Annotated in this window: 22 protein-coding genes and 1 other annotated feature; of the genes, 2 read left to right on the top strand and 20 right to left on the bottom strand. The window is 39.9% G+C overall.

Annotation, left to right across the window (positions count from 1 at the left end; all coding sequences use genetic code 11):
• Positions 1 to 6: 6 nt before the first annotated feature.
• The 11 genes from rpoB to rpmG form a co-directional block, all read right to left on the bottom strand.
• A complete protein-coding gene (rpoB, locus tag DWV68_RS00275) occupies positions 7 to 3,864 on the bottom strand; it encodes a DNA-directed RNA polymerase subunit beta (RefSeq protein ID WP_118056676.1) in 3,858 nt (1,285 codons plus the stop codon).
• 378 nt (positions 3,865 to 4,242) lie between these two features.
• Positions 4,243 to 5,397, bottom strand: a complete 1,155-nt coding sequence (locus tag DWV68_RS00270; protein ID WP_118056677.1) for a DUF4179 domain-containing protein — start codon at positions 5,395 to 5,397, stop codon at positions 4,243 to 4,245.
• 4 nt (positions 5,398 to 5,401) lie between these two features.
• Complete coding sequence (locus tag DWV68_RS00265) at positions 5,402 to 5,953, bottom strand: sigma-70 family RNA polymerase sigma factor (protein ID WP_117697282.1); 552 nt, start codon at positions 5,951 to 5,953, stop codon at positions 5,402 to 5,404.
• Positions 5,954 to 6,119: 166 nt separating this feature from the next.
• Positions 6,120 to 6,440 carry a hypothetical protein gene (locus tag DWV68_RS00260; protein ID WP_118056678.1) on the bottom strand — a complete coding sequence of 107 codons (321 nt, stop codon included), beginning with the start codon at positions 6,438 to 6,440 and terminating at the stop codon, positions 6,120 to 6,122.
• Positions 6,441 to 6,602: 162 nt separating this feature from the next.
• A complete protein-coding gene (gene rplL / locus DWV68_RS00255) occupies positions 6,603 to 6,977 on the bottom strand; it encodes a 50S ribosomal protein L7/L12 (protein ID WP_117697286.1) in 375 nt (124 codons plus the stop codon).
• A 54-nt stretch (positions 6,978 to 7,031) separates the two neighbouring features.
• Entirely contained in the window at positions 7,032 to 7,607 is a 576-nt protein-coding gene (gene rplJ, locus DWV68_RS00250) for a 50S ribosomal protein L10 (protein ID WP_118056679.1), read from the bottom strand.
• A 47-nt stretch (positions 7,608 to 7,654) separates the two neighbouring features.
• Positions 7,655 to 7,800, bottom strand: a sequence feature (ribosomal protein L10 leader region).
• A gap of 34 nt (positions 7,801 to 7,834) precedes the next feature.
• The gene (rplA, locus tag DWV68_RS00245) at positions 7,835 to 8,527 is read right to left on the bottom strand and encodes a 50S ribosomal protein L1 (RefSeq protein WP_022242926.1); all 693 of its coding nucleotides are present in this window, start codon (positions 8,525 to 8,527) and stop codon (positions 7,835 to 7,837) included.
• Between the two features lie 65 nt (positions 8,528 to 8,592).
• Positions 8,593 to 9,018, bottom strand: a complete 426-nt coding sequence (gene rplK / locus DWV68_RS00240) for a 50S ribosomal protein L11 (RefSeq protein ID WP_117841463.1) — start codon at positions 9,016 to 9,018, stop codon at positions 8,593 to 8,595.
• A gap of 15 nt (positions 9,019 to 9,033) precedes the next feature.
• The gene (gene nusG, locus DWV68_RS00235) at positions 9,034 to 9,552 is read right to left on the bottom strand and encodes a transcription termination/antitermination protein NusG (protein ID WP_022242924.1); all 519 of its coding nucleotides are present in this window, start codon (positions 9,550 to 9,552) and stop codon (positions 9,034 to 9,036) included.
• Positions 9,553 to 9,569: 17 nt separating this feature from the next.
• Positions 9,570 to 9,779, bottom strand: coding sequence for a preprotein translocase subunit SecE (gene secE, locus DWV68_RS00230; RefSeq protein ID WP_022242923.1), 210 nt, complete (start codon positions 9,777 to 9,779; stop codon positions 9,570 to 9,572).
• A 45-nt stretch (positions 9,780 to 9,824) separates the two neighbouring features.
• Positions 9,825 to 9,974, bottom strand: coding sequence for a 50S ribosomal protein L33 (gene rpmG, locus DWV68_RS00225; protein WP_117697288.1), 150 nt, complete (start codon positions 9,972 to 9,974; stop codon positions 9,825 to 9,827).
• Between the two features lie 309 nt (positions 9,975 to 10,283).
• Between rpmG and fliD the strand changes: the two genes are divergently transcribed.
• Positions 10,284 to 11,585, top strand: coding sequence for a flagellar filament capping protein FliD (gene fliD / locus DWV68_RS00220; protein ID WP_118664681.1), 1,302 nt, complete (start codon positions 10,284 to 10,286; stop codon positions 11,583 to 11,585).
• 67 nt (positions 11,586 to 11,652) lie between these two features.
• On the opposite strand, the gene DWV68_RS00215 is transcribed toward fliD, so the two are convergent.
• The 4 genes from DWV68_RS00215 to DWV68_RS15135 all read right to left on the bottom strand — a co-directional run bounded on the left by DWV68_RS00215 (position 11,653) and on the right by DWV68_RS15135 (position 13,907).
• Positions 11,653 to 11,898 carry a DUF2442 domain-containing protein gene (locus DWV68_RS00215; protein WP_022242921.1) on the bottom strand — a complete coding sequence of 82 codons (246 nt, stop codon included), beginning with the start codon at positions 11,896 to 11,898 and terminating at the stop codon, positions 11,653 to 11,655.
• Between the two features lie 26 nt (positions 11,899 to 11,924).
• The gene (locus DWV68_RS00210) at positions 11,925 to 12,191 is read right to left on the bottom strand and encodes a DUF4160 domain-containing protein (RefSeq protein WP_118664679.1); all 267 of its coding nucleotides are present in this window, start codon (positions 12,189 to 12,191) and stop codon (positions 11,925 to 11,927) included.
• Between the two features lie 271 nt (positions 12,192 to 12,462).
• Entirely contained in the window at positions 12,463 to 13,677 is a 1,215-nt protein-coding gene (locus DWV68_RS00205) for a CgeB family protein (RefSeq protein ID WP_118664677.1), read from the bottom strand.
• 116 nt (positions 13,678 to 13,793) lie between these two features.
• A complete protein-coding gene (locus DWV68_RS15135) occupies positions 13,794 to 13,907 on the bottom strand; it encodes a hypothetical protein (protein ID WP_442970094.1) in 114 nt (37 codons plus the stop codon).
• A 33-nt stretch (positions 13,908 to 13,940) separates the two neighbouring features.
• Between DWV68_RS15135 and DWV68_RS00200 the strand changes: the two genes are divergently transcribed.
• A complete protein-coding gene (locus DWV68_RS00200; protein WP_147404522.1) occupies positions 13,941 to 14,156 on the top strand; it encodes a hypothetical protein in 216 nt (71 codons plus the stop codon).
• A 59-nt stretch (positions 14,157 to 14,215) separates the two neighbouring features.
• Here the strand turns inward: DWV68_RS00200 and DWV68_RS00195 are convergent, their stop codons facing one another.
• The 5 genes from DWV68_RS00195 to DWV68_RS00175 are packed head-to-tail and all read right to left on the bottom strand — an operon-like array spanning position 14,216 to position 20,900.
• Complete coding sequence (locus DWV68_RS00195) at positions 14,216 to 15,964, bottom strand: 1-deoxy-D-xylulose-5-phosphate synthase (protein WP_022242917.1); 1,749 nt, start codon at positions 15,962 to 15,964, stop codon at positions 14,216 to 14,218.
• A 15-nt stretch (positions 15,965 to 15,979) separates the two neighbouring features.
• A complete protein-coding gene (locus tag DWV68_RS00190; protein WP_118664673.1) occupies positions 15,980 to 17,026 on the bottom strand; it encodes an NAD-dependent epimerase/dehydratase family protein in 1,047 nt (348 codons plus the stop codon).
• Positions 17,027 to 17,743, bottom strand: a complete 717-nt coding sequence (locus DWV68_RS00185) for an IspD/TarI family cytidylyltransferase (protein ID WP_117697299.1) — start codon at positions 17,741 to 17,743, stop codon at positions 17,027 to 17,029. It lies immediately after the preceding gene.
• 47 nt (positions 17,744 to 17,790) lie between these two features.
• A complete protein-coding gene (locus tag DWV68_RS00180; protein WP_117697301.1) occupies positions 17,791 to 19,764 on the bottom strand; it encodes a CDP-glycerol glycerophosphotransferase family protein in 1,974 nt (657 codons plus the stop codon).
• 2 nt (positions 19,765 to 19,766) lie between these two features.
• Positions 19,767 to 20,900, bottom strand: a complete 1,134-nt coding sequence (locus DWV68_RS00175; protein ID WP_118173123.1) for an FkbM family methyltransferase — start codon at positions 20,898 to 20,900, stop codon at positions 19,767 to 19,769.
• Positions 20,901 to 20,916 lie beyond the last annotated feature (16 nt).

Below are 20,916 nucleotides of genomic sequence, written 5' to 3'. Positions count from 1 at the left end.
TCCTATTTATTCTTCGTCAAGAACTTCATCGGCAGCATCGTCAAAATCGAAGCCTGCGTCATCATCCTCTTCCTCTTCTTCTACGTTGTTGAGTTCTCCACTCTCAGAATCAAATTCCTGTTTGGTAAAGCCCATCTTTCCGAAGGACTCGCTGTCTTCAAACGCGAAATCTTTATCGCCTGAGATAATGGAATTCAAATCTGTGTTACCATATTCGCTGGTCTCCATCAGTTCAACTTCGTTACGGTCTTCGTCTAATACTCTGACATCAAGACCAAGGGACTGAAGTTCTTTGAGAAGTACCTTGAAGGATTCTGGGATTCCCGGTTCAGGGATATTGTCACCCTTAATGATTGCTTCGTATGTCTTCACACGGCCAACCACGTCGTCGGACTTCACAGTCAGAATCTCCTGTAATGTGTAAGATGCACCATAAGCTTCCAGTGCCCAAACCTCCATCTCTCCGAAACGCTGTCCACCAAACTGAGCTTTACCACCCAGAGGCTGCTGTGTTACTAAGGAGTAAGGACCGGTAGAACGTGCATGAATCTTATCATCTACCAGATGATGCAGTTTCAGGTAATGCATGTGGCCAATGGTAACCGGTGAGTCAAATTCTTCTCCGGTACGTCCGTCACGAAGCTGAACCTTTCCGTCACGGGAAATCGGAACGCCCTTCCATAATTCTCTGTGGTCTCTGTTATCGGAAAGATACTGCATTACATCTTCACGCAATGTATCTTTATATTTTGCTTCAAATTCTTCCCAGGTGGAGTTGACATAATCATTTGCCAGTTCCAGGGTATCCTGAATATCAATCTCTCGTGCACCGTCAAATACAGGAGTCTCAATGTTAAATCCAAGTGCTTTCGCTGCAAGACTTAAGTGAATCTCCAGGACCTGACCGATATTCATACGGGAAGGTACACCCAATGGGTTCAATACAATATCCAGCGGACGGCCGTTCGGCAGGAATGGCATATCTTCTACCGGAAGTACACGGGAAACGACACCCTTGTTACCATGACGTCCAGCCATCTTATCTCCAACGGAGATTTTTCTCTTCTGTGCAATGTAAATACGAACTGCCTGATTTACACCAGGGGATAATTCGTCACCATTTTCTCTTGTAAATACTTTCGCCTCTACAATGATACCATATTCACCATGTGGTACTTTCAGGGAAGTGTCTCTTACTTCTCTTGCTTTCTCACCGAAGATGGCACGTAACAGTCTTTCTTCTGCGGTAAGCTCTGTCTCTCCCTTTGGAGTAACCTTACCTACCAGAATATCACCGGCACGAACTTCTGCACCGATACGTATGATTCCTCTTTCGTCAAGGTCTTTCAATGCATCATCGCCGACACCTGGAACGTCTCTTGTAATTTCTTCCGGTCCTAATTTGGTATCACGGGCTTCTGCTTCGTACTCTTCAATATGAACAGATGTATAAACATCATCCTGTACTAATCTTTCACTCAGAAGAACAGCGTCCTCGTAGTTGTAACCTTCCCATGTCATGAATCCGATTAACGGGTTCTTTCCAAGAGCAAGCTCACCATTAGCAGTAGATGGTCCGTCAGCAATTACTTCGCCAGCTTCTACATGATCACCTTTGAACACGATTGGTCTCTGGTTGTAGCAGTTGGACTGGTTACTTCGTGAGAACTTGGTCAGTTTGTATACGTCTCTTGTTCCATCATCATTCTTCATGGTAATCTGGTTTGACTCAGATTTCTCAATAGTACCGGATTTCTTTGCAACTACACATACACCGGAGTCTACTGCAGTCTTGGTTTCCATACCGGTTCCTACTACAGGAGCTTCTGTGGTAAGAAGAGGTACTGCCTGACGCTGCATGTTAGATCCCATCAGCGCACGGTTCGCATCATCGTTCTGCAAGAACGGAATCAATGCGGTAGCAACAGAGAATACCATCTTAGGAGATACATCCATATAATCAAACATCTGCTTGTCATATTCCTGTGTCTCATCTAAGTAACGGCCGGAAACGGAATTTCTTACGAAATGTCCTTCTTCATCCAGTTTTTCATTCGCCTGTGCTACATGGTAATTATCCTCTTCATCTGCGGTCATGTATACAACATCTTCTGTAACACGCGGATTCTTAGGATCTGTTTTATCAATCTTACGATATGGTGCCTCAATGAAACCATATTCGTTAATTCTTGCATAACATGCCAGTGAGTTGATAAGTCCGATGTTCGGTCCTTCAGGAGTCTCAATAGGGCACATTCTTCCGTAATGGGAGTAGTGTACGTCTCGAACCTCGAATCCAGCACGGTCTCTGGATAAACCACCTGGTCCTAATGCGGATAAACGTCTCTTATGTGTCAGCTCACCCAGCGGGTTGTTCTGATCCATGAACTGTGACAGCTGGGAAGATCCGAAGAACTCTTTCACTGCTGCGGTTACCGGTTTGATATTAATCAGGCTCTGTGGAGAAATTCCTTCCTGATCCTGGGTGGTCATACGCTCACGAACCACACGTTCCATTCTGGAAAGTCCGATTCTGTACTGGTTCTGTAATAACTCACCTACGGCACGGATACGACGGTTACCTAAGTGGTCGATATCATCGTCATTTCCAATGCCCCACTCCAAGTGCATATTGTAGTTAACGGATGCAAAAATATCTTCCTTGGTAATATGCTTCGGAACCAGTTCAGATACGTTTTTACGAATTGCTTCCTTGATATCTTCCAAGGATTCATTTTCATCCAGGATTTTCTTTAATGCCGGATAATATACCAGCTCAGTAATACCAACTTCCTTCGGTACTACGTCTACATAGGTAGTGAGGTCTACCATCATATTGGAAAGAACTTTTTCATTTCTTTCTTCTGTAGCAATATATACTGCCGGAACAGCTGCGTTCTGAATCTCTTCTGCAAGCTCTCTGGTCAGCTCTGTTCCTTTTTCGATTACCTCTCCGGTAGTCTCAAGAACAACATCTTCAGCCAGTACTTTCCCACGTAAACGGTTCTTAAATGCCAGCTTCTTGTTAAATTTATAACGACCTACTTTTGCCAGGTCATAACGTCTTGGGTCGAAGAACATTGCAGTAATCAGACTCTCTGCACTGTCAACAGAAAGAGGCTCGCCCGGACGGATCTTCTTATATAATTCCAGAAGACCTTCCTCGTAGCTTGTAGCAACGTCTTTTCCAAAAGATGCTAAAATCTTTGGCTCTTCGCCAAATAAATCTATAATTTCCTGGTTGGTTCCCAGTCCTAATGCACGCAGTAATACTGTGATTGGCACTTTTCTGGTACGGTCAACACGTACATAGAAAATATCATTAGAGTCTGTTTCATACTCTAACCATGCTCCACGGTTCGGGATTACGGTACAGGAATAGAGTTCCTTACCTACTTTATCATGCGCAATGCCATAGTAAATACCAGGGGAACGAACCAACTGGCTTACGATAACACGCTCTGCTCCATTGATAACGAAGGTTCCGGTCTCTGTCATGAGAGGTAAATCGCCCATAAAAATCTCATGTTCATTAATTTCATCTGTTTCTTTGTTATACAGTCTGACTTTTACCTTCAAAGGAGCTGCATAAGTTGCGTCTCTCTGTTTACACTCCGGAATTGTATACTTCACATCATCCTCACATAATGTGAAATCCACAAATTCCAAGCTAAGATGTCCGCTATAATCCTCAATCGGAGAGATATCTGCAAACACTTCTTTCAGGCCCTCGTCTAAGAACCACTGATAAGAATCCTTCTGGACCTCAATCAGGTTTGGCATTTCCAATACCTCTTTTTGTCTTGAGTAACTCATACGTATGCCTTTTCCAGCCTTCACCGGACGTATTCTGTTTTTCTCCATTGACGTTTCACCTCTCGTTTTTTATTCTCAATCCACTAAATTTCAGCAAATTATATTCTTTGGGCTTCATTTCCTAAAAAAGGATATAGTAAAGCCACCTCACCACAATAGTGCAACGTATATGATACCACAAGTAGTTTTCTAAAGTCAAGCATTATTTTCGCACAATATGCATATATTTTTCAATATTGGGGAATAATTTTCATTCTCGCAGTGATGCAGCCTGCCATCTGCGTTTTTTTATAGCTGTCTAATATCAGAAAAAGCAGCCATGAAATGCTTTTTCTTTGCATCCCATAGCTGCTTTTTTCTTTACCCTTTTTTCTTTATTTTTCTATTCTATTACATATTTCATTATCTATTTTATTGATTCCGGTTTTATTTTAAGTCCACATCCAGTTCTGCAATACTTTCACCTGCACCATTTTTGTTGGTTACGGATATATGGATTGTACTCTCTCCATTATAAAGCAGCATAATCCGTTCACTCTGGCTTCCATCCTCATTTGGGGTAAACCGGCCGCCTAACCACCACATTGCATTGCCTGCTTCGTCGGTAATAAATATATCCGGGTCATTATATGGGTCATTGTACGGTGCGCCGGTAATATCCGGGAGCTGCATGTCAACGATCAAGACGGCACCGGTTTTGATCACCTGATTTACTGCAACACCATTATCTTCTTTATTTACTGCGATGGTCTCATTCTTGGAAGTATCCACATGCACCGGGAAGGAGAGCTGCCAGTCTCCGCTTACTTTTGTGGTGGTCTGATATTCTCCATTTTCATCCCATGCATCGGAAAGATAGCCTTCTAATGTGTCTATGCTCCAGGTTACGGTAAAATCTTTCAAGTCCGAAATATCAATCGGATTATCATTTTCATCAGTCAATGTTGATAAATCAATTTGTTCCATCTTCACATAGCTTCCGTCCTCTGCCTTTTCAAAAGGCTGCCCGATTGCCGACTGAATCAGGGTTTCATTGATAGAAACATTTTCCATCACCTTATCACTCTGCGGTCCCATAATCCAGTCTGATTCATTCAGTTCTGCATTGTCTGTGCTAAGGGTGGTTGTGTAGTAAAGCAGGTAGCCATCGCAATACACATCCGAAACGCTTATCTTTACTCCACTCCGGTCTGTTTCCAGCACACACTGATCATCCGAAACCAATTCCGTGGACTCTTTTCCAATGGTAGAATAGATATCCGAAAGTTCCTTTTCATCTTTATCTCCCTGTGTTGCGCCAATCAGTTTTCCGATTGTGTTGCTGTAGATGCTGTCTGCCAGTGCAGAATTAGAAAATCCCGCCACTCCCACTGCGACCGCGCAGGCTGCTGCCATTCCTGCCGCAATTTTTCTTATATTTTTATTTTTCTTATTCCTTGTTTCCCTATTCATACGTTTTACCTCCATCCGGATTCTCGTTTTATACCGTTCCTTTTCTTCGGAGGATAACTCTTCTACTTCATATTCATTCAAATCAATTTCCGCATCATTTAACATTTCATAGATTTTATCGTCTTTCATCTCTTCATGCCTCCTTCTGTTTCAAATACATGTTTCTCATTTTCCGCTTTCCTCTGGATACCCGGTTGTAAATGACATCTCTCGGAAGTCCGGTATCTTCGCTTATCTGCTCTACAGATTCTTCCTCTACAAATAATTTCATAAATATTTTCCGGTCAAGAGGTTTCAGGCACAAAAGCAATTGTTCTACTTCATGGCTTAATTCCCCTTCTATCAGTTGTTCTAACATCCTGTCATTTTCCGCCGCTGTCACATCATCCATACAAAGCTGTTCCAAGTCCCGCTTATATTTTCTAAGATAGTCGATGGCTTCGTACCGGGCAATGGCTGCCGCCCAGTTCTTGAAGCTGTTCTTCTTATCATCAAAGGATGCTGCGTGTTCCCAGATGGAAAGCAGCACATCGTTCATGCATTCTTCCTGTTTCTGTGGCATGGTAAATAAGTGTTTTCGGATGACCGCCTTAAGCAATCCACCATACATATCTATGACATAAATCAATGCTTCTTCATTATGCAATTGTAATTGCTGAATATAATTCTTCTCTGTTATCTTCATTGTTATCCTGCCTTTTGCTTCATGCACCATGGTTTGCATTTTTGCAGCTACACTTATTATTACGAATCTGATGTCTTAAATCTATCACTTTTATAAAAATATTTTCTATAAAGCAAAGAACCTTCCAGCATTTCTGCCAGAAGGTTCTTTTTGTTGATGTCTCATTCTACCGGAAGCTGTCCCAGTCTTTCTGCATAAATAAATATGTAATTAGTGGGCACAATACTGCGCTGATGATACTTTTTACCACTCCAACCCCGCCAAAGATGTTGATTACCAGACCGATTGCTGCACATGCAATCATCAGATAGAATCCAACCTTCTTCTGTGCAAACAAAATCAGGCCGGCACCTACGATAATAAGCACTTCTGCAATGAGGCTGACAATCAGCAGTGGCTGAATGAGCATTAACGGAATCATCATTACTCCGGAAATGATATTGATTACAAATACAATCCAGAGCCATACCTTAAGTCCTGTGTTCATAACTAATCTCCTATTCTTATATTGTTTTCAAGTTACGCTACTATTATTACATATTTTCTTTTTACGTCAATAGGTCTAAAGTCCTATAAACTACAAGAAAATCGGATCCATATTTCTATGAATCCGATTCCTATCATTTCTAATTCAGTTGTGAATCAAAAATTATTTTAATGTTACTTTAGCACCTTCAGCTTCTAATTTAGCTTTGATGTCATCAGCTGTAGCTTTGTCAGCCTGCTCTTTAACGATCTTAGGAGCGCCATCTACTAAGTCTTTTGCTTCTTTTAAGCCTAAGCCAGTAGCTTCACGAACTACTTTGATAACCTTAACTTTGTTTGGTCCAACTTCTGTTAACTCTACGTCAAACTCAGTCTTCTCTTCTGCTGCTGCTGCGTCTCCACCTGCTGCTGCAACTACAACGCCTGCTGCTGCGGATACACCGAACTCTTCTTCACAAGCTTTTACTAATTCATTTAACTCTAATACGCTTAACTCTTTGATAGCGTCAATCATCTCAGCTGTTGTTAATTTAGCCATTTTAATTTACCTCCGTTTTTGGTTTTGTTTTCAATAAATTGATTGGTTTGCAGATTATTCTGCTGCTGGAGCTTCCTCTGCAGGAGCTTCTACTGGAGCTTCTTCTGCAGGTGCTGCCTCTTCTGCCTTAACTTCTACGTCTGCTGCGCCGCCTTTTTCAGCGATCTGATTAATAACACGAGCGAAGTTTGCAATAGGAGACTGAATACTTCCAAGGAATTTGGAAAGTAATTCTTCTCTGGATGGGATTGTAGCGATTGCTTTCATTCCATCTGCATCATAGAAGGTTCCTTCTACTACGCCGGCTTTAATCTCAAGTGCAGGAGCTGTCTTTGCAAATTTAGCAATTACTCTTGCAGGTGCTGTTGCATCTGTTGTTGAAATTGCGAATGCGTTTGGTCCTTCCAATACGTCGGAAAGGCTTTCGAAATCAGTTCCTTTGATTGCAAAATTAACTAATGTATTCTTATATACTTTATAAGCAACACCAGCTTCTCTTAACTGCTTACGCAGCTGAGTATCTTCTGCAACGGTAAGTCCACGGTAGTCAACGACTACTACTGACTGTGCATCTTTAATCTGCTCAGAAATTTCCTGTACGATAGGCTGTTTAAGTTCTACTTTTGCCACGAATCGTGCACCTCCTTCTTTATTTTTCATCTTGCGAAAGACAGGTACATTACCTAAAAAAATCCTCTCTGTGGAAGACAGAGAGGATTTAAAATCTCATTTACAAATACATAAGTATCTGCATTTCCTCGGTAGGTTCTCTACGGTTACGCCTTACGGCACCTACTGTCTTCGGCAATATGCTTTGCTATTATAGCAATTAATATCTTGGATGTCAATAACAAAAACTAAACAAGCTTCAGTGGGTTGATTTTTACACCCGGTCCCATGGTAGGAGCTACAGAAACGCTCTTCATGTACTGACCTTTTAATGTAGCCGGTTTTGCTTTGTTTACGGCATCAATAAGAGTCTGGAAGTTGTCCGCTAATTGTTCTTCACTAAAGGATGCTTTTCCAATTGGCACATGGATAATATTTGCTTTGTCTAATCTATACTCGATTTTTCCGGCTTTGATATCGTTTACTGCCTTGGTAACGTCCATAGTAACAGTTCCAGCTTTTGGGTTTGGCATTAAGCCCTTCGGTCCAAGTACACGACCAAGACGTCCAACAACGCCCATCATATCAGGAGTTGCAACAACAACGTCGAAGTCAAGCCATCCTTCGTTCTGGATCTTCGGAATTAATTCCTCTCCACCAACGAAATCAGCACCTGCTGCCTGAGCCTCGTCTAATTTGGTTCCCTTTGCGAATACTAATACTTTTACAGCTTTACCAGTTCCGTGTGGTAATACAACTGCACCACGAATCTGCTGATCTGCGTGACGTCCGTCACATCCGGTACGAATGTGAACTTCGATAGTCTCATCAAATTTTGCAACGGCTGCTTTCTTTGCAAGTCCGATTGCTTCTGCCGGATCATATAAAGTTGCTCTATCAATTGATTTTGCAGCTTCTAAATATTTCTTTCCTCTTTTCATTCTAAATAACCTCCTGTGGTATTATCGGGAGTGGAACCCTCCCACGTATTTTCGTTTCTTCTGGGTTACTCTTCTACTTCAATACCCATACTTCTTGCTGTACCAGCGATCATGCTCATTGCAGCTTCAACAGATGCAGCATTTAAGTCTGGCATTTTCAGCTCAGCGATTTCCTGAAGCTTAGCTTTAGAAATTTTTGCAACTTTTGTCTTGTTAGGAGTTGCTGATGCACTCTTTAAGTTGCAGGCCTTCTTCAGCAGTACTGCTGCTGGAGGAGTTTTTGTAATGAAGCTGAAGCTTCTGTCTGCGTAAACAGTGATAACTACAGGAACGATTGTGTCTCCCATATCTGCTGTTTTTGCATTAAACTGTTTTGTGAATTCCACAATATTCACACCGTGCTGACCTAAAGCAGGTCCAACAGGTGGTGCCGGAGTTGCTTTGCCGGCAGGAATCTGCAATTTGATATATCCTTCTACTTTCTTTGCCATTTGAGGTTGCCTCCTTTAATTCATCTTCTTTACATCTGAAAAACTAATCTCGACCGGAGTCTCCCGGCCAAATAAATCCACATTAATCGTACAAATCTGTTTTCCGTGATCCATACGCTGGATAACACCGATGGTGTCCTTCCACACACCACCGATTACAACGACAGTATCGCCTTCATCGAAATCTACGACAATGTTGTCTGACTTGATTCCCAGTGGTCTCATTTCAGCGTCAGTGAGTGGTACCGGCTTAGATCCCGGTCCAACAAATCCGGTTACGCCTCTGGTATTTCTTACCACATACCAGGTATCATCATTCATGACCATATTGATAAGCACATATCCCGGGAACATTTTCTTCTGAACCTGCTTTTTCGCACCGTTCTTAAGCTCGACAACATCCTGCATCGGTACTCTGACTTCGAGTATCTGCTCTTCTAAATGCCGGTTCTCGATTGCCTTATCGATGTTCGCTTTGACCTTATTCTCATAACCTGAATAGGTATGAACTACATACCAGTGTGCCTCTGCCATAATCACCTATGCCTCCATTATAAATTCACTAGAAAATTCACACCGTACTGGATGATTGTATCCAGAAGTGTAATTATCAGACCAAGTACAACTGACACAATAACAACTGCTGTTGTCTGACGGGCAAGTGATTCTTTTGTAGGCCAAATGATTTTTTTGAATTCAGCCTTAAGACCGGCGAACCAGCTCTCTTTTACTGCTGTGTTCTTGTTTTCGGTTTCTCCCATTTTGTCACTTCCTTTTCTTTTTGCTCATTGTCACGCATTCACAAATTATTTTGTTTCTTTGTGTAATGTATGAGTCTTGCAGAATCTACAATACTTCTTTGTCTCCATTCTGTCTGGATGAGCTTTCTTGTCTTTTGTCATGTTGTAATTACGCTGCTTGCATTCTGTGCATGCTAATGTAATCTTTGTGCGCACAACTTCCACCTCCATTACTTTCTTTGTGTTTTCTATGCCTATTTTTAGGCATAAAAAAAAGACTTACTTCCAAGCTAGTCTATGATAGCACAAACCACATGGAGCGTCAACTCTTTTTTCACATTCTCTGTAAACTTGTAATCTAGTACATATATTACCACAAAATCTAGCGTTTTTGCAACATTTTTTGTATATCTTGTAGATGACTTTTTCTTATTTTTATGCTATATTAGATATGTATAAATGGATTTTACTATACCCCGGTATCAGGAAGATGCACATTTCATGGAAGAAAGGAGGGGGTTATTTATGGCATCTGCTATTCTTGATAATATGTATAATTATTATCTTACAACTTATGGCAAGTCTACCGTTTCCCGGTATGATTCCCACAAGAAGAGTGAGTTGCGCTCTGTTTACAATAATATTGTAAAAATCAATAAAGAATCCCCTCTTTACAAAATAAAAGATTCTGCTGATGCACAGAAGTTTGCTATCGATATCAAAGAGCATGCCCGTGATTTAAAAAATGTCATTGCTTCTTTATCTACCGGTGACAGTCTTGCAGAGGCTTTTCAGAAAAAAATTGCCGTTTCTGATCAGGATGATATTGTTGATGCAGATTATATTGGAAACGGAGATTCCGGCGAGAATACCAACAGCTTTCAGATGGAAATCAAGAAGCTTGCTTCTCCGCAGTTAAACTACGGTAATTACTTAAAGGATGACCAGCTTGCTTTTAAACCAGGCAGTTATTCCTTTGATCTGAATACCAGCAGTGCTTCCTATGAGTTCCAGTTCAATGTAAATCCGGATGATACCAACCGGAGTGTCCAGGATAAGCTGGCAAGGCTTTTCAATACTGCCAGCATTGGCATTCATGCAGATGTTAAAGAAGATGACTCCGGCCACAGTGCCCTGGTCTTAACTTCCAGACAGACCGGTCTTAAGGATGACGAAGATTTTCTGTTCCAGATTCTGCCGGGAACTTCCAACGAATCCATACAGGCAATGGATAAGCTTGGTATTAACAAGGTTACGGATGCAGCTTCCAATTCCGTTTTTCTGTTAAACGGTACGGAACACAGTTCCTATTCCAATACGTTTACCATCAACAATACTTTTGAAGTACACCTGAAAGCGGTCAGCCCGGAAGGCAGACCTGCTACCCTTGGTTTTAAAGCAAATGTGGATGCCGTTGCCGATAATATTCAGGAACTGGTGGATTCCTATAATTCCATGGTGGATACCGCTAATGAATACCGCGAGTCGCAGCCGACCAGCCAGAAGCTGCTTTCTGATATGAGCGGTGTTGCACAGCATTTTAAAAATGATTTTGAAGCCATCGGACTTATTATAAATTCTGATTCTACTATTTCCGTTGACCGGGATTTACTGGCGGACGCTGTCGAATCGGATGATGCCACCGAGAGTTTCCATGTATTAAACCGCTTTAAGAATGCTTTAAGCGTAAAAGCCAACCAGGCTTCCTTAAATCCGATGCAGTACGTGGACAAAGTAATTGTTGCTTACAAGAACCCGGGCAAGAATTTTGCCACACCTTATATTACGTCTATGTACTCTGGTTTGATGTTGGATAAATATTTATAAGACCTGACTTTTACATGTGGGAAAAATCAGGTCTTATTTTTTTGCTGCCGGTGGCAGGTTATGTTCTTTATTTTGCGAAGCTGGTGCTTTGTGTATACAATTCATCCGGACAGATATCCTGACCTTCCGGCCATACAACAGTATATCCATCTGTTCTTACCCTTCTAAAGTAATCCGGGTTCTCCAATTTCCCATACCACGAACCTTTTATATATGGTTTAACATCAAACCGTTTTCTTTCTCCATTATCAAATTCAACATCAAGAATATAACCTTCTTCCGCCCGAACGCTTGTAGCCGTTGGTCTAAGCATCTTCATATCCTCCTTGTTCTGTTCCATTATTTTAATGGAGCTATCCGGAAATAGCCTTCTCCCTCACTTAGCATTTTCCAATTGGCATATAATTCATCTTCATGGATTGTCATCCATGCCAATAGCATTTTTAACTGCCGATTAGGGAACTTGCCTTCCAATACTTCTCCATTCAGCGAAACTACAATTTCCTCTTCTCCATGCAACGCATGAATATGTGGTTTACTATGTTTTCCACCTTTTTCACTCTGCATGCGTACAATAATTCCATAAAACATTGATAATGCGGGCATTTCATTCTTCCTCCTATGCAATTTTTCACAGGAGTTTTCTAAAAAAATCCTGCTTTTTCTGTGAGTTTAAAGCATGAATTTTTCAAGAAATATAAGATGTGTTCATTGATTCTATGAAATGAGGCATTATACGGATTCCTTTTTGCATATTGCCAAAATTATGAAAAAATATGTTTCGTAGCTATTGTAACATAACCGTCGAAGCATATACAATACAAGTTTCTAAAAACACTGTAAAGCGTCTCTAATTTTTTTATAAATCCACTATCTTCTACTCCTCCCCAATCTTTTCCAACATAAACTTCAGACGTTTCCGATAGCTGCAGCAGTTCTTCACTTTCTCATAACCGTTCTTTGCTATCTGCTGCCGTTCTTCCTCATGGGTAAGATAGTAGCTGCACTTCTCTACCAGTTCTGCTTCGGATTCAAAGCAAGCCAAATCTTTTCCGATTTCAAAATAGTCCGGCAGTTCCGCCTGGTAATTTGTCATCAGAAAACCACCTGCACCAAGCACATCAAATATCCGCAGCGGCAGACCGCTCTTGATATTTGGTATTGTAAAATTAAGATTAATCTTTGAATAGCGAAATACCTTCGGCATCTCCGACCAATAATCTACTGAGCCGCAATTCTTTACCCGAAGCAAAGTATCTCCGCCTGTATTTGTATAAAGGTTTACCGGGAATTTAGCCGCCAGTGCCAGCAATGCACGCTGTCTCTGCAAAGAAGCAGTTTTAAACCCAAGCACCGTTGTTGCAAATACCAGCCCCAGATCAGAAAAAGAATCCTTCGATTTCTTCAGTTCAAAATATTCCGATACACGCTCTAAGATATCCGCAGTCAACATCGGTTCGATTATATTGCCGCCGCTGATATTAAGCTGTGCCTCCATGACAGCATCAAAATAACCCCGCAAATATTCCGGGAACCTTGTTTCCAGTTCATCATAGCTGTTCTTCTCATATAAATTTCCTACAAAAGAAATCCCGCCTGCAAAATCCCGCACCGAATGTTTTGAGGCATTCCCACTATCTGTTTCTGCTAACTGCATTTTATCCATAGTATCCTGTGCAAATAGCTCATCCAGCCGGTTCGTATCCACTGCCAGCGGCAGATGCCAGATATGTTTTACGCCCATTCCCTTGAATTCCAGATAATTGGTCTTATCAAAGAGAAAGAAATAATTGCAGTCCAAGAATACATTCTTGTGATACATGCTAAGCAGCGGGCTGTCACAACTCCAGGATACATACTTTATCCCCATCTGCTGGCATACTCCGGAAATCACTGCAAAATAATTCACCGTAAAAACAAAGTCATAGTTTTTCTGCTGCAAGATACCATGCAAACGTGCCGCAAACACTTCATCCTCATCATAGCTTTCCAGTTCCTGCTCAATTACATCCACCTGATGTCCCATGGATTGGAATGTTGCAATGATGTCTATGTAGTTGTAGGAATTCCAGCGGTAAACCAAAATATTCATGGGATGGCTCCTTTTATTTTCATTGCCTTTTTATTTATAATTAGTATATAACATTTTTTCTTCTTGTCCAAATCTTTTTGCTATGTTAAAATGTGAAAAAGCATATATTATACAATCTATATGGCACTTTCTATGTTGCAAAGGTTCGTTCCTTTGCAGAACAGATGCCTTTGGATGATGCCGTGCAAAAGGCTGTCACCGAATGCATTCAGGAAAATATTCTGGCAGATTTTCTTAGGAAGAATCAGGCGGAGGTAATTGCTATGAGTATTTTTGAATATGATAAAGTTGAAGAAGAGAAAAAACTGAGAAAAGCCGAATTTGACGCCGGTGTTGAGCAGGGATTAAAGCAAGCTTCTACCGATACTGCCCTTCGTCTTTTAAAAACAGGAAAGTTTGATGCAAAGGAAATCGCAAAACTTTGCAATCTTTCGATAGAATCGATAGAAGAAGTAAATCAATTAAATAATCAGAAGTGATAAAAAACAGCTCCTGCGTTACACAGGAGCTGCATTTTATGATATGCCTTCCAATGAATCTACCGGTGAAATATTTTTTCAACGATTTTTTCTTCCGTCAACGAATTTTCAGCCATGAGTTCAGCCGGCTCATATGTCCTTGGTATATCCATGGAAAATCCAAAATTATAAACCTTAATATCTTTGTCCGAATAATACTGCGCAATTTTTGAACCGAAACCACCGCTTAGTATTCCATCTTCTATGGTTACAACAATCTTGTGATTCTCAAGTACCCAGTCAAGTCTGTTCTCATCCAGGCCTGTAATAAATCTTGGATTTATAATTGTCGGCTGTATATTCTTTGTTTCTTTTATCAATGCCGCCGTCTTAACACCCAGCTCATAAAATCCGCCAAGTGCAAGGATACATACATCCTGCCCTTTTTGCATAACCATATAGGACACTTTATCATACTCTTCTGCCACATCATAATCGCTGTGCTTAACTCCGGTCCATGGCACTCTTATGGCTACCGGCTTCTCCTTCTGGTCGATGCTCCAATCCAGCATAGCAAGATATTCTTCCTTATTCACAGGTGCCAAATAAGTTAAATTCGGAATATTGGCAAGTAATGGAATATCCAAAATTCCAATATGTGTGTCATTGTGGTGTCCGAAAACAGACGCATGGGTTACAATCATCGTTGCCGGTATCTGATTGATACACATTTCCTGTTCAATCTGGTCATATGCTCTTTGGATAAAAGTACCATTCGTTGCAAATACCGGTTTACAGCCTCTTTTTGCCATTCCCACCGCCATTGTAACCGCATTCTGCTCTGCAATTCCTACATCGATATATTGTTTTCCCGCAAGTTCTCTTCTTGTTTTATCAAAGCCAATACATATGGGAGTGGATGCTGCTATTACTGCAACTTCCGGATCGTTTTGGATTCTGTTCAGTAAATGTTCTCCGACAATATTTCCATAGTTTTCGCCTATTCCGGCATTCTTATTTTTTCCGGTCTCTTTGTCAAAAGGTCTTGCCCAATGCCAGTTTTCACTATTTTCTTCCGCCGGCTTATAGCCTTTTCCCTTTTGGGTGCAAACGTGGACAACCACAGGAACTTTGGTGTCTTTTACGCTTTCCAATTCTTTTATAACGGATTCCAGGTCATTTCCGTTTTCAATCAGATGATATTCAAATCCCAAGGCTTTAAAGAAATTATCTTTCTGCTTTCCAGCGGATTCTTTCAACTGTTTTAAGTGCCGTCCCAACGCTCCGTGGTTTTCCGGAATAGACATTTCATTATCATTAATTACCACAATCAGGTTACTGTTGATTTCCGCTGCACAATTAAGTGCTTCAAATGCTTCTCCGCCATCCAATGAAGCATCTCCTATAACGGCAATCACATTTTCCGAATCGTGTTTTAAATCTCTTGCTTTTGCCAGTCCACACGCAAGACTAACGGAAGTAGAAGTATGTCCAAGGGCAAATAAATCATACTCGCTTTCTTTTGGATTACTGAATCCTGTGACATCTTTATAATTTTCTTTTTTAATAAAAGCGGCTTTTCTTCCGGTAAGCATTTTATGGCAGTAGGTCTGATGGGAAACATCAAACACAAACTTATCCTTTGGTGCATCAAAAACATAATGAAGGGCTATGGTCAGCTCTACAATGCCAAGGTTGGAAGCAAGATGTCCGCCGCAATCACTCACCTTATTTATGATTGCTTCTCTTAATTCTTGTGCCAATACTTCTAATTCATTTATGTTATATTTTTTTATATCTTCCGGAGTATTTATCTTTTCAATATACACAGGCAAATCCTTTCTTTACTTTTCTCCCCAGGAAAAATTCCATCTCTTCAGGTCGATTTCATAAATCCTGTACAAGTCTGTAATCGGTTTCCATCCCAGTTTTAATATTTTCTCTGTATCCTGAAGAATTTCCAAATGCGGCAGATATCCTGTTTCACTCTCTGAGCCTATGTCAAATTCTATATGCACTTTGTCATTAAATTTTCCAAATATCTTTTCCGCAAATTCATTTACTGTTAAAAAGGTATCCGGGTTGGTTAGATTATAGACCTCTCCCTTTTCACCTTCAAACAAGGTTTTAAAAATTCCGGAAACCGCATCCAAGGTATAAATAATACTCTTCTTGCTTTTTCCATCAGACTTCATAATCAGATTTTTATTTTCCATGATGCATCTTGTTATTTCATTATAGATGCGCAGTTCATTGTATGGCTGGTAAAGTCCCTGAATTGCAGAAATTCTGACAATTTTCGCATTGCAGCCATATTCTTTGCAATAAGAATAGGTTAAAAATTCTGCTCCTTTTTTCCCCAGAGGATAACCACTTCGAATATTCAGGCTGTCAACCGCTCCGACCTTTTTTTCATCAATTGCTTCCTTACTGTTGTATGCACCATACACTTCTACTGACGAAAGCAGTATAAAGGACGCTTTCTTCTTCTCACACAGTTCCAGCATATGTGCTGTTCCATCCACAATAACCTTATAGGTCTCAACCGGGTATTTTAGAAAAAAATCTCTCTCTGTCGGCGAAGCCGCATGGATGATATAATCAACCTTCTCGTCTCCAATAGTTTCTTCTTCTTTTCCAAACTCACACATTACAAGGTTTTCCGAACCATCAATATAGTCCGGGATGTGTTTTGGATTACGGGTTGAAGCAAATATTTTTGCATTTGTCTGAAATTTACTATTCAGATATAAAATCCACTTTATCATTGCCTGTCCCGTCATTCCGCCACTTCCAGTTATTAGAAATGTTTTATCTCTTACATATTTTGAAAAATCAAATGCCTCTATGTATCTTTTATACTCCTGTTCTTCCAGTAAACTTAATACCATTTAATTCTCCTCACCTTCGGCATTGTTGATATAATAAAGCAGTGCACGGAACAATGCGATATCATCCTTGGTTGTAATTTTAATATTGTTATTTGTTCCTTTGGAAAAATAAATCTCTACGCCATAGTTCATCGCAAGAATATTGGCATAAACAAAGTCTTCCCGATTATCCTTGTCTGCTTTTTCGTAGAGTGATTTTATCAGTCCGTAGTTGTAGCATTGCGGTGTCTGAACTCTTACGATCCGGTTACGGTCTATCTGTTCTTTGCCTGATGTCCGGTTTTCTGTCAGGACAACCGTTTCGTAACAGGAGACAGCACTGCAGGCATTTCCATTGGCTTTTGCTTTTTCAATCAAATCATCGATAATATCCTGATATACAATTGGTCTGGCCGCATCATGGATAATTACATAGTCATCCTCCGACAATCTGTTTTTCAAAAAATAGACTCCATTTCTGGTGGAGATATGTCCTGTTTCTCCTCCCGGAACAACATCCGTCACTTTATCAAGATGATATTTCTTTACAATTTCTTTCGTATACTCTATCCATTTTTCCAGGCAGACAATTATAATATGATCAATATTTGCATTGTCCTGAAAATTTTTTATCGTATGTACAATAATCGGACAGCCATCTATCTCTATAAACTGTTTTGGTATCGCCGACTTTAATCTGCTGCCGATTCCTCCGGCAAGTATAATCACATCTGTCATTTTTCCCTCCATACACATATTCAAACAATACTTATCTGCATTTATCCTTATTTCGTAAAGCTGTAATTGTATTTATCCTCTGTCATATCTTTGGCAACTTTCTTCCAGTCATACTCCAATGCAACCGTCCTTGCTGCTTCCACGTTCTTCTCCTGTAAATCACCCGACAGTATAAGTCTTATATTATCTATCACTTCAGATGTTGATTTTCCTGTAAAAACAGCCTCACATTCTGGCAGATTTTCTATCTCTGATGCTACTACATTTTTTCCACAGGCAAGATACTGATACAATTCTATTGGCACAGTTTTTTTATGGCCTCCAAAGATGGGAAGAATTGTCACATCAAACGAACTGATAATCTCAGGTAATTTATCATATTCCGCTTCGATATAAGTAAGATTGTCAAAACCACCAAGCCACGCCGGGTAATCTCCTATAATCGTTCCTGCAAATACAACCTCGCAATCAGAAAACTCCTCGCAGATACACTGAACCATTGAAAAATATATCCGGTTATCAATAGTTCCTGCAAAACCGATTCTCTTCTTTTTATTCTCAGCAGTTGTACTTTCCACACAGAACTTTTCGTAATCCACACCACCCATAATATGTGCAATATTCACCTTCGGATTATTTTTCATTTCCTCGAATAATTCAATGTCAACAATCCGGTATGAATTTTTCGCACTCACGCTTCTGAATTCCGGGGGTATTTCTGAAGTAATATAATATACTTTTTCTGCGCTGTTAATTTCATCCAGAAGCTTTTCTTTATCGTCATATTTTTTTCTGCTATCGATAAGATAATACTTACTGCTGTCAACATATTTTGCAATCTGTTCCGCAACGGTTGGCGGCACAGTCTTTGCATCGCTCTGGTATGGGATATACTCATCATTTAGCTTTTTAAAGTTCATAATCTGCTGAAAACAGCGTTCTGCCGAACCATCATCAGTATAATCAAATCTGTTCAGAAGAACATTATTTCTTAAATCAATATATTTATCCGGATTTACAAACGCTTCATCCAATGCACTCAGAAGATTTTTAAAATCATATACCTTCTCACCCGGCATATAAAGAGATATGTTATGAAATACAAATCCTTTTGCATTTTTATATTCTTCAAAATCAGGAAGAAGATATACAACAGGTCGGTTCAGCAAAAGATAATCATATACTATGGAGGAATAATCACTTACCATAACATCAAAGCTATTTAATATTTCATCATATCTGACATCCTTTTTAAACAACATTTCATCCGTCAGCTCGTAACAATGCTCTGACATTTCAAAACTCCTGCCTAAGAATGCTGTCTGTTCAATCGGATGAAGCTTATATACAAGCGCCGCATGATTGCGGGTTAAAAATTCATCCAACGCCTGATTGTCAAAATCATCCAGTCGAAAAATGTTGTCAGAAAAAATCTTTCCGGCATGGCAGCTCATGTTGGAACGATAGGATGGTGCAAAAAAGATGAGATGTTCATATCGCGATATCTTTTCTCCCAACACTTTTTTTAATATCCCTTTTCCATCTGACTTTTTCACGCAGTCCAGGCGGGGCTGCCCTGTAACATAAATTTTTCGTAAGTCAAAGTTTAGCATTGCCGCAAGCTTAAACCGGTCATCCAGGCTGTGTACACACATAAGGTCAACTTTTCCAAAATAATTTTTCAGTTTTATCAGATGACGTGGATTTAAATTATGGTCATAATAATCATGGGCTTTTACGCCACTTCCATGCCACACATTCACAAGCAACTGGTCTTCTCTTTTATTTACGTTAAGAAATGTATACGAATTGGCAATGAGGACATTTGCTTTCTCTATTATTTTATTAGCCTCTACCGTATCATAAACAGCACATCTTATTCCACGTTCTTTCAATATTTCATAATATGCCGGTTTCTTTATAATCCAGGCTGTTTCAAAGTCTGTGTGCTGTTTAACATATTTCCATAACGCATGACAATTACATGCGAAATCCGGCTGTGACATAAATACCATTAACATTTTTAATCCTCCACCCATGCATATAAAACAGTATCTAAATGGTTATTCTGATGGTGTCTTACTGCAAATTTATACTCACTCGAAAACTCATGGATTAATTCATAAATTCTCCAATAATCACTCGGATTGTGATATATGGATATTGCTAATCTTGGTTTATCTTTCTTTATGGTTTTCTCCGCACCCTTTAATGCATCATACTCTGCACCTTCAATATCCATCTTTATCAGGGTAACTTTTTCATCCTCCGGTATAAAACCATCGATTGTTCTTGTTTCAACTTCAATTGTTTTAATCGGTGCTAATTTTTCATTATACTGCACCGTCAAACGGCTGTCCGGTAAATAACCGCTGTCCGGATTTCCAATATCATTAAAAATAATTTTATCCGTTTTATCGGACACTGCATAAGACGCAACAACCAGTTCTCCCGACCAGCCTTCTTTTTTCAGAGTCTGTCCCATTTCCTTTATCTTTAAAATATTATCTTCAAAGCATTCAAAAGAATATATTTTTTTAACTTTATTGCCAAAAGCCAAGACAAATTTCTCCACACTATCTCCAATATAACCGCCGCAATCAACAATGATTTCATTCCCGCTTACATTCTTATACATATCCTGATAAAGGTATTGCGGGTCTATTCTTGTTTTTAATTTATTATATTCTCCGGTTGCACCGATTATCCTGCGTCTTACCACTTCCCGATATATTTTCTTCGACCGGTCATCATACAGTGCTGCTTCCATTTTTCTGATTTTATCATAGTTATTATAAAGTTCATTGGAAAAAAATCCAAAAAACTTATCCGCAATAACATTGAGATAAAAAATATTAAAAGTATCAACTTCTTTGACTGCATTTGTAACGGAATACACACCACCGGTGCGGGCAGTTACAAGAATTATATGTGTGTCCGGACTAAGTGCATAAAGATGTTCATATGAATAAATCGGCAAGCCTTCATACCGCAAGCCACAACGTTCTGTATCGCCATCAATAATACACTCAATGTTGTCAAAAAGAGACATTGCTTTTTTCACATTCTCATTGACCAGTCCTACCAGCACAATCTTTCTATTTTCAGACATTCTGTTAAAATTTTCAATTGTCTGTTTACTGATTCCCTCTATCATTTTCCGCTTCCTCTTT

Origin of the sequence: Roseburia sp. AF12-17LB (assembly GCF_003479605.1) — a bacterium.
Taxonomy (GTDB): Bacteria; Bacillota; Clostridia; order Lachnospirales; family Lachnospiraceae; genus Roseburia_C; species Roseburia_C amylophila.
Note: the sequence above shows the minus strand (reverse complement) of the source record. Positions and strands in the feature narration are given on the sequence as shown.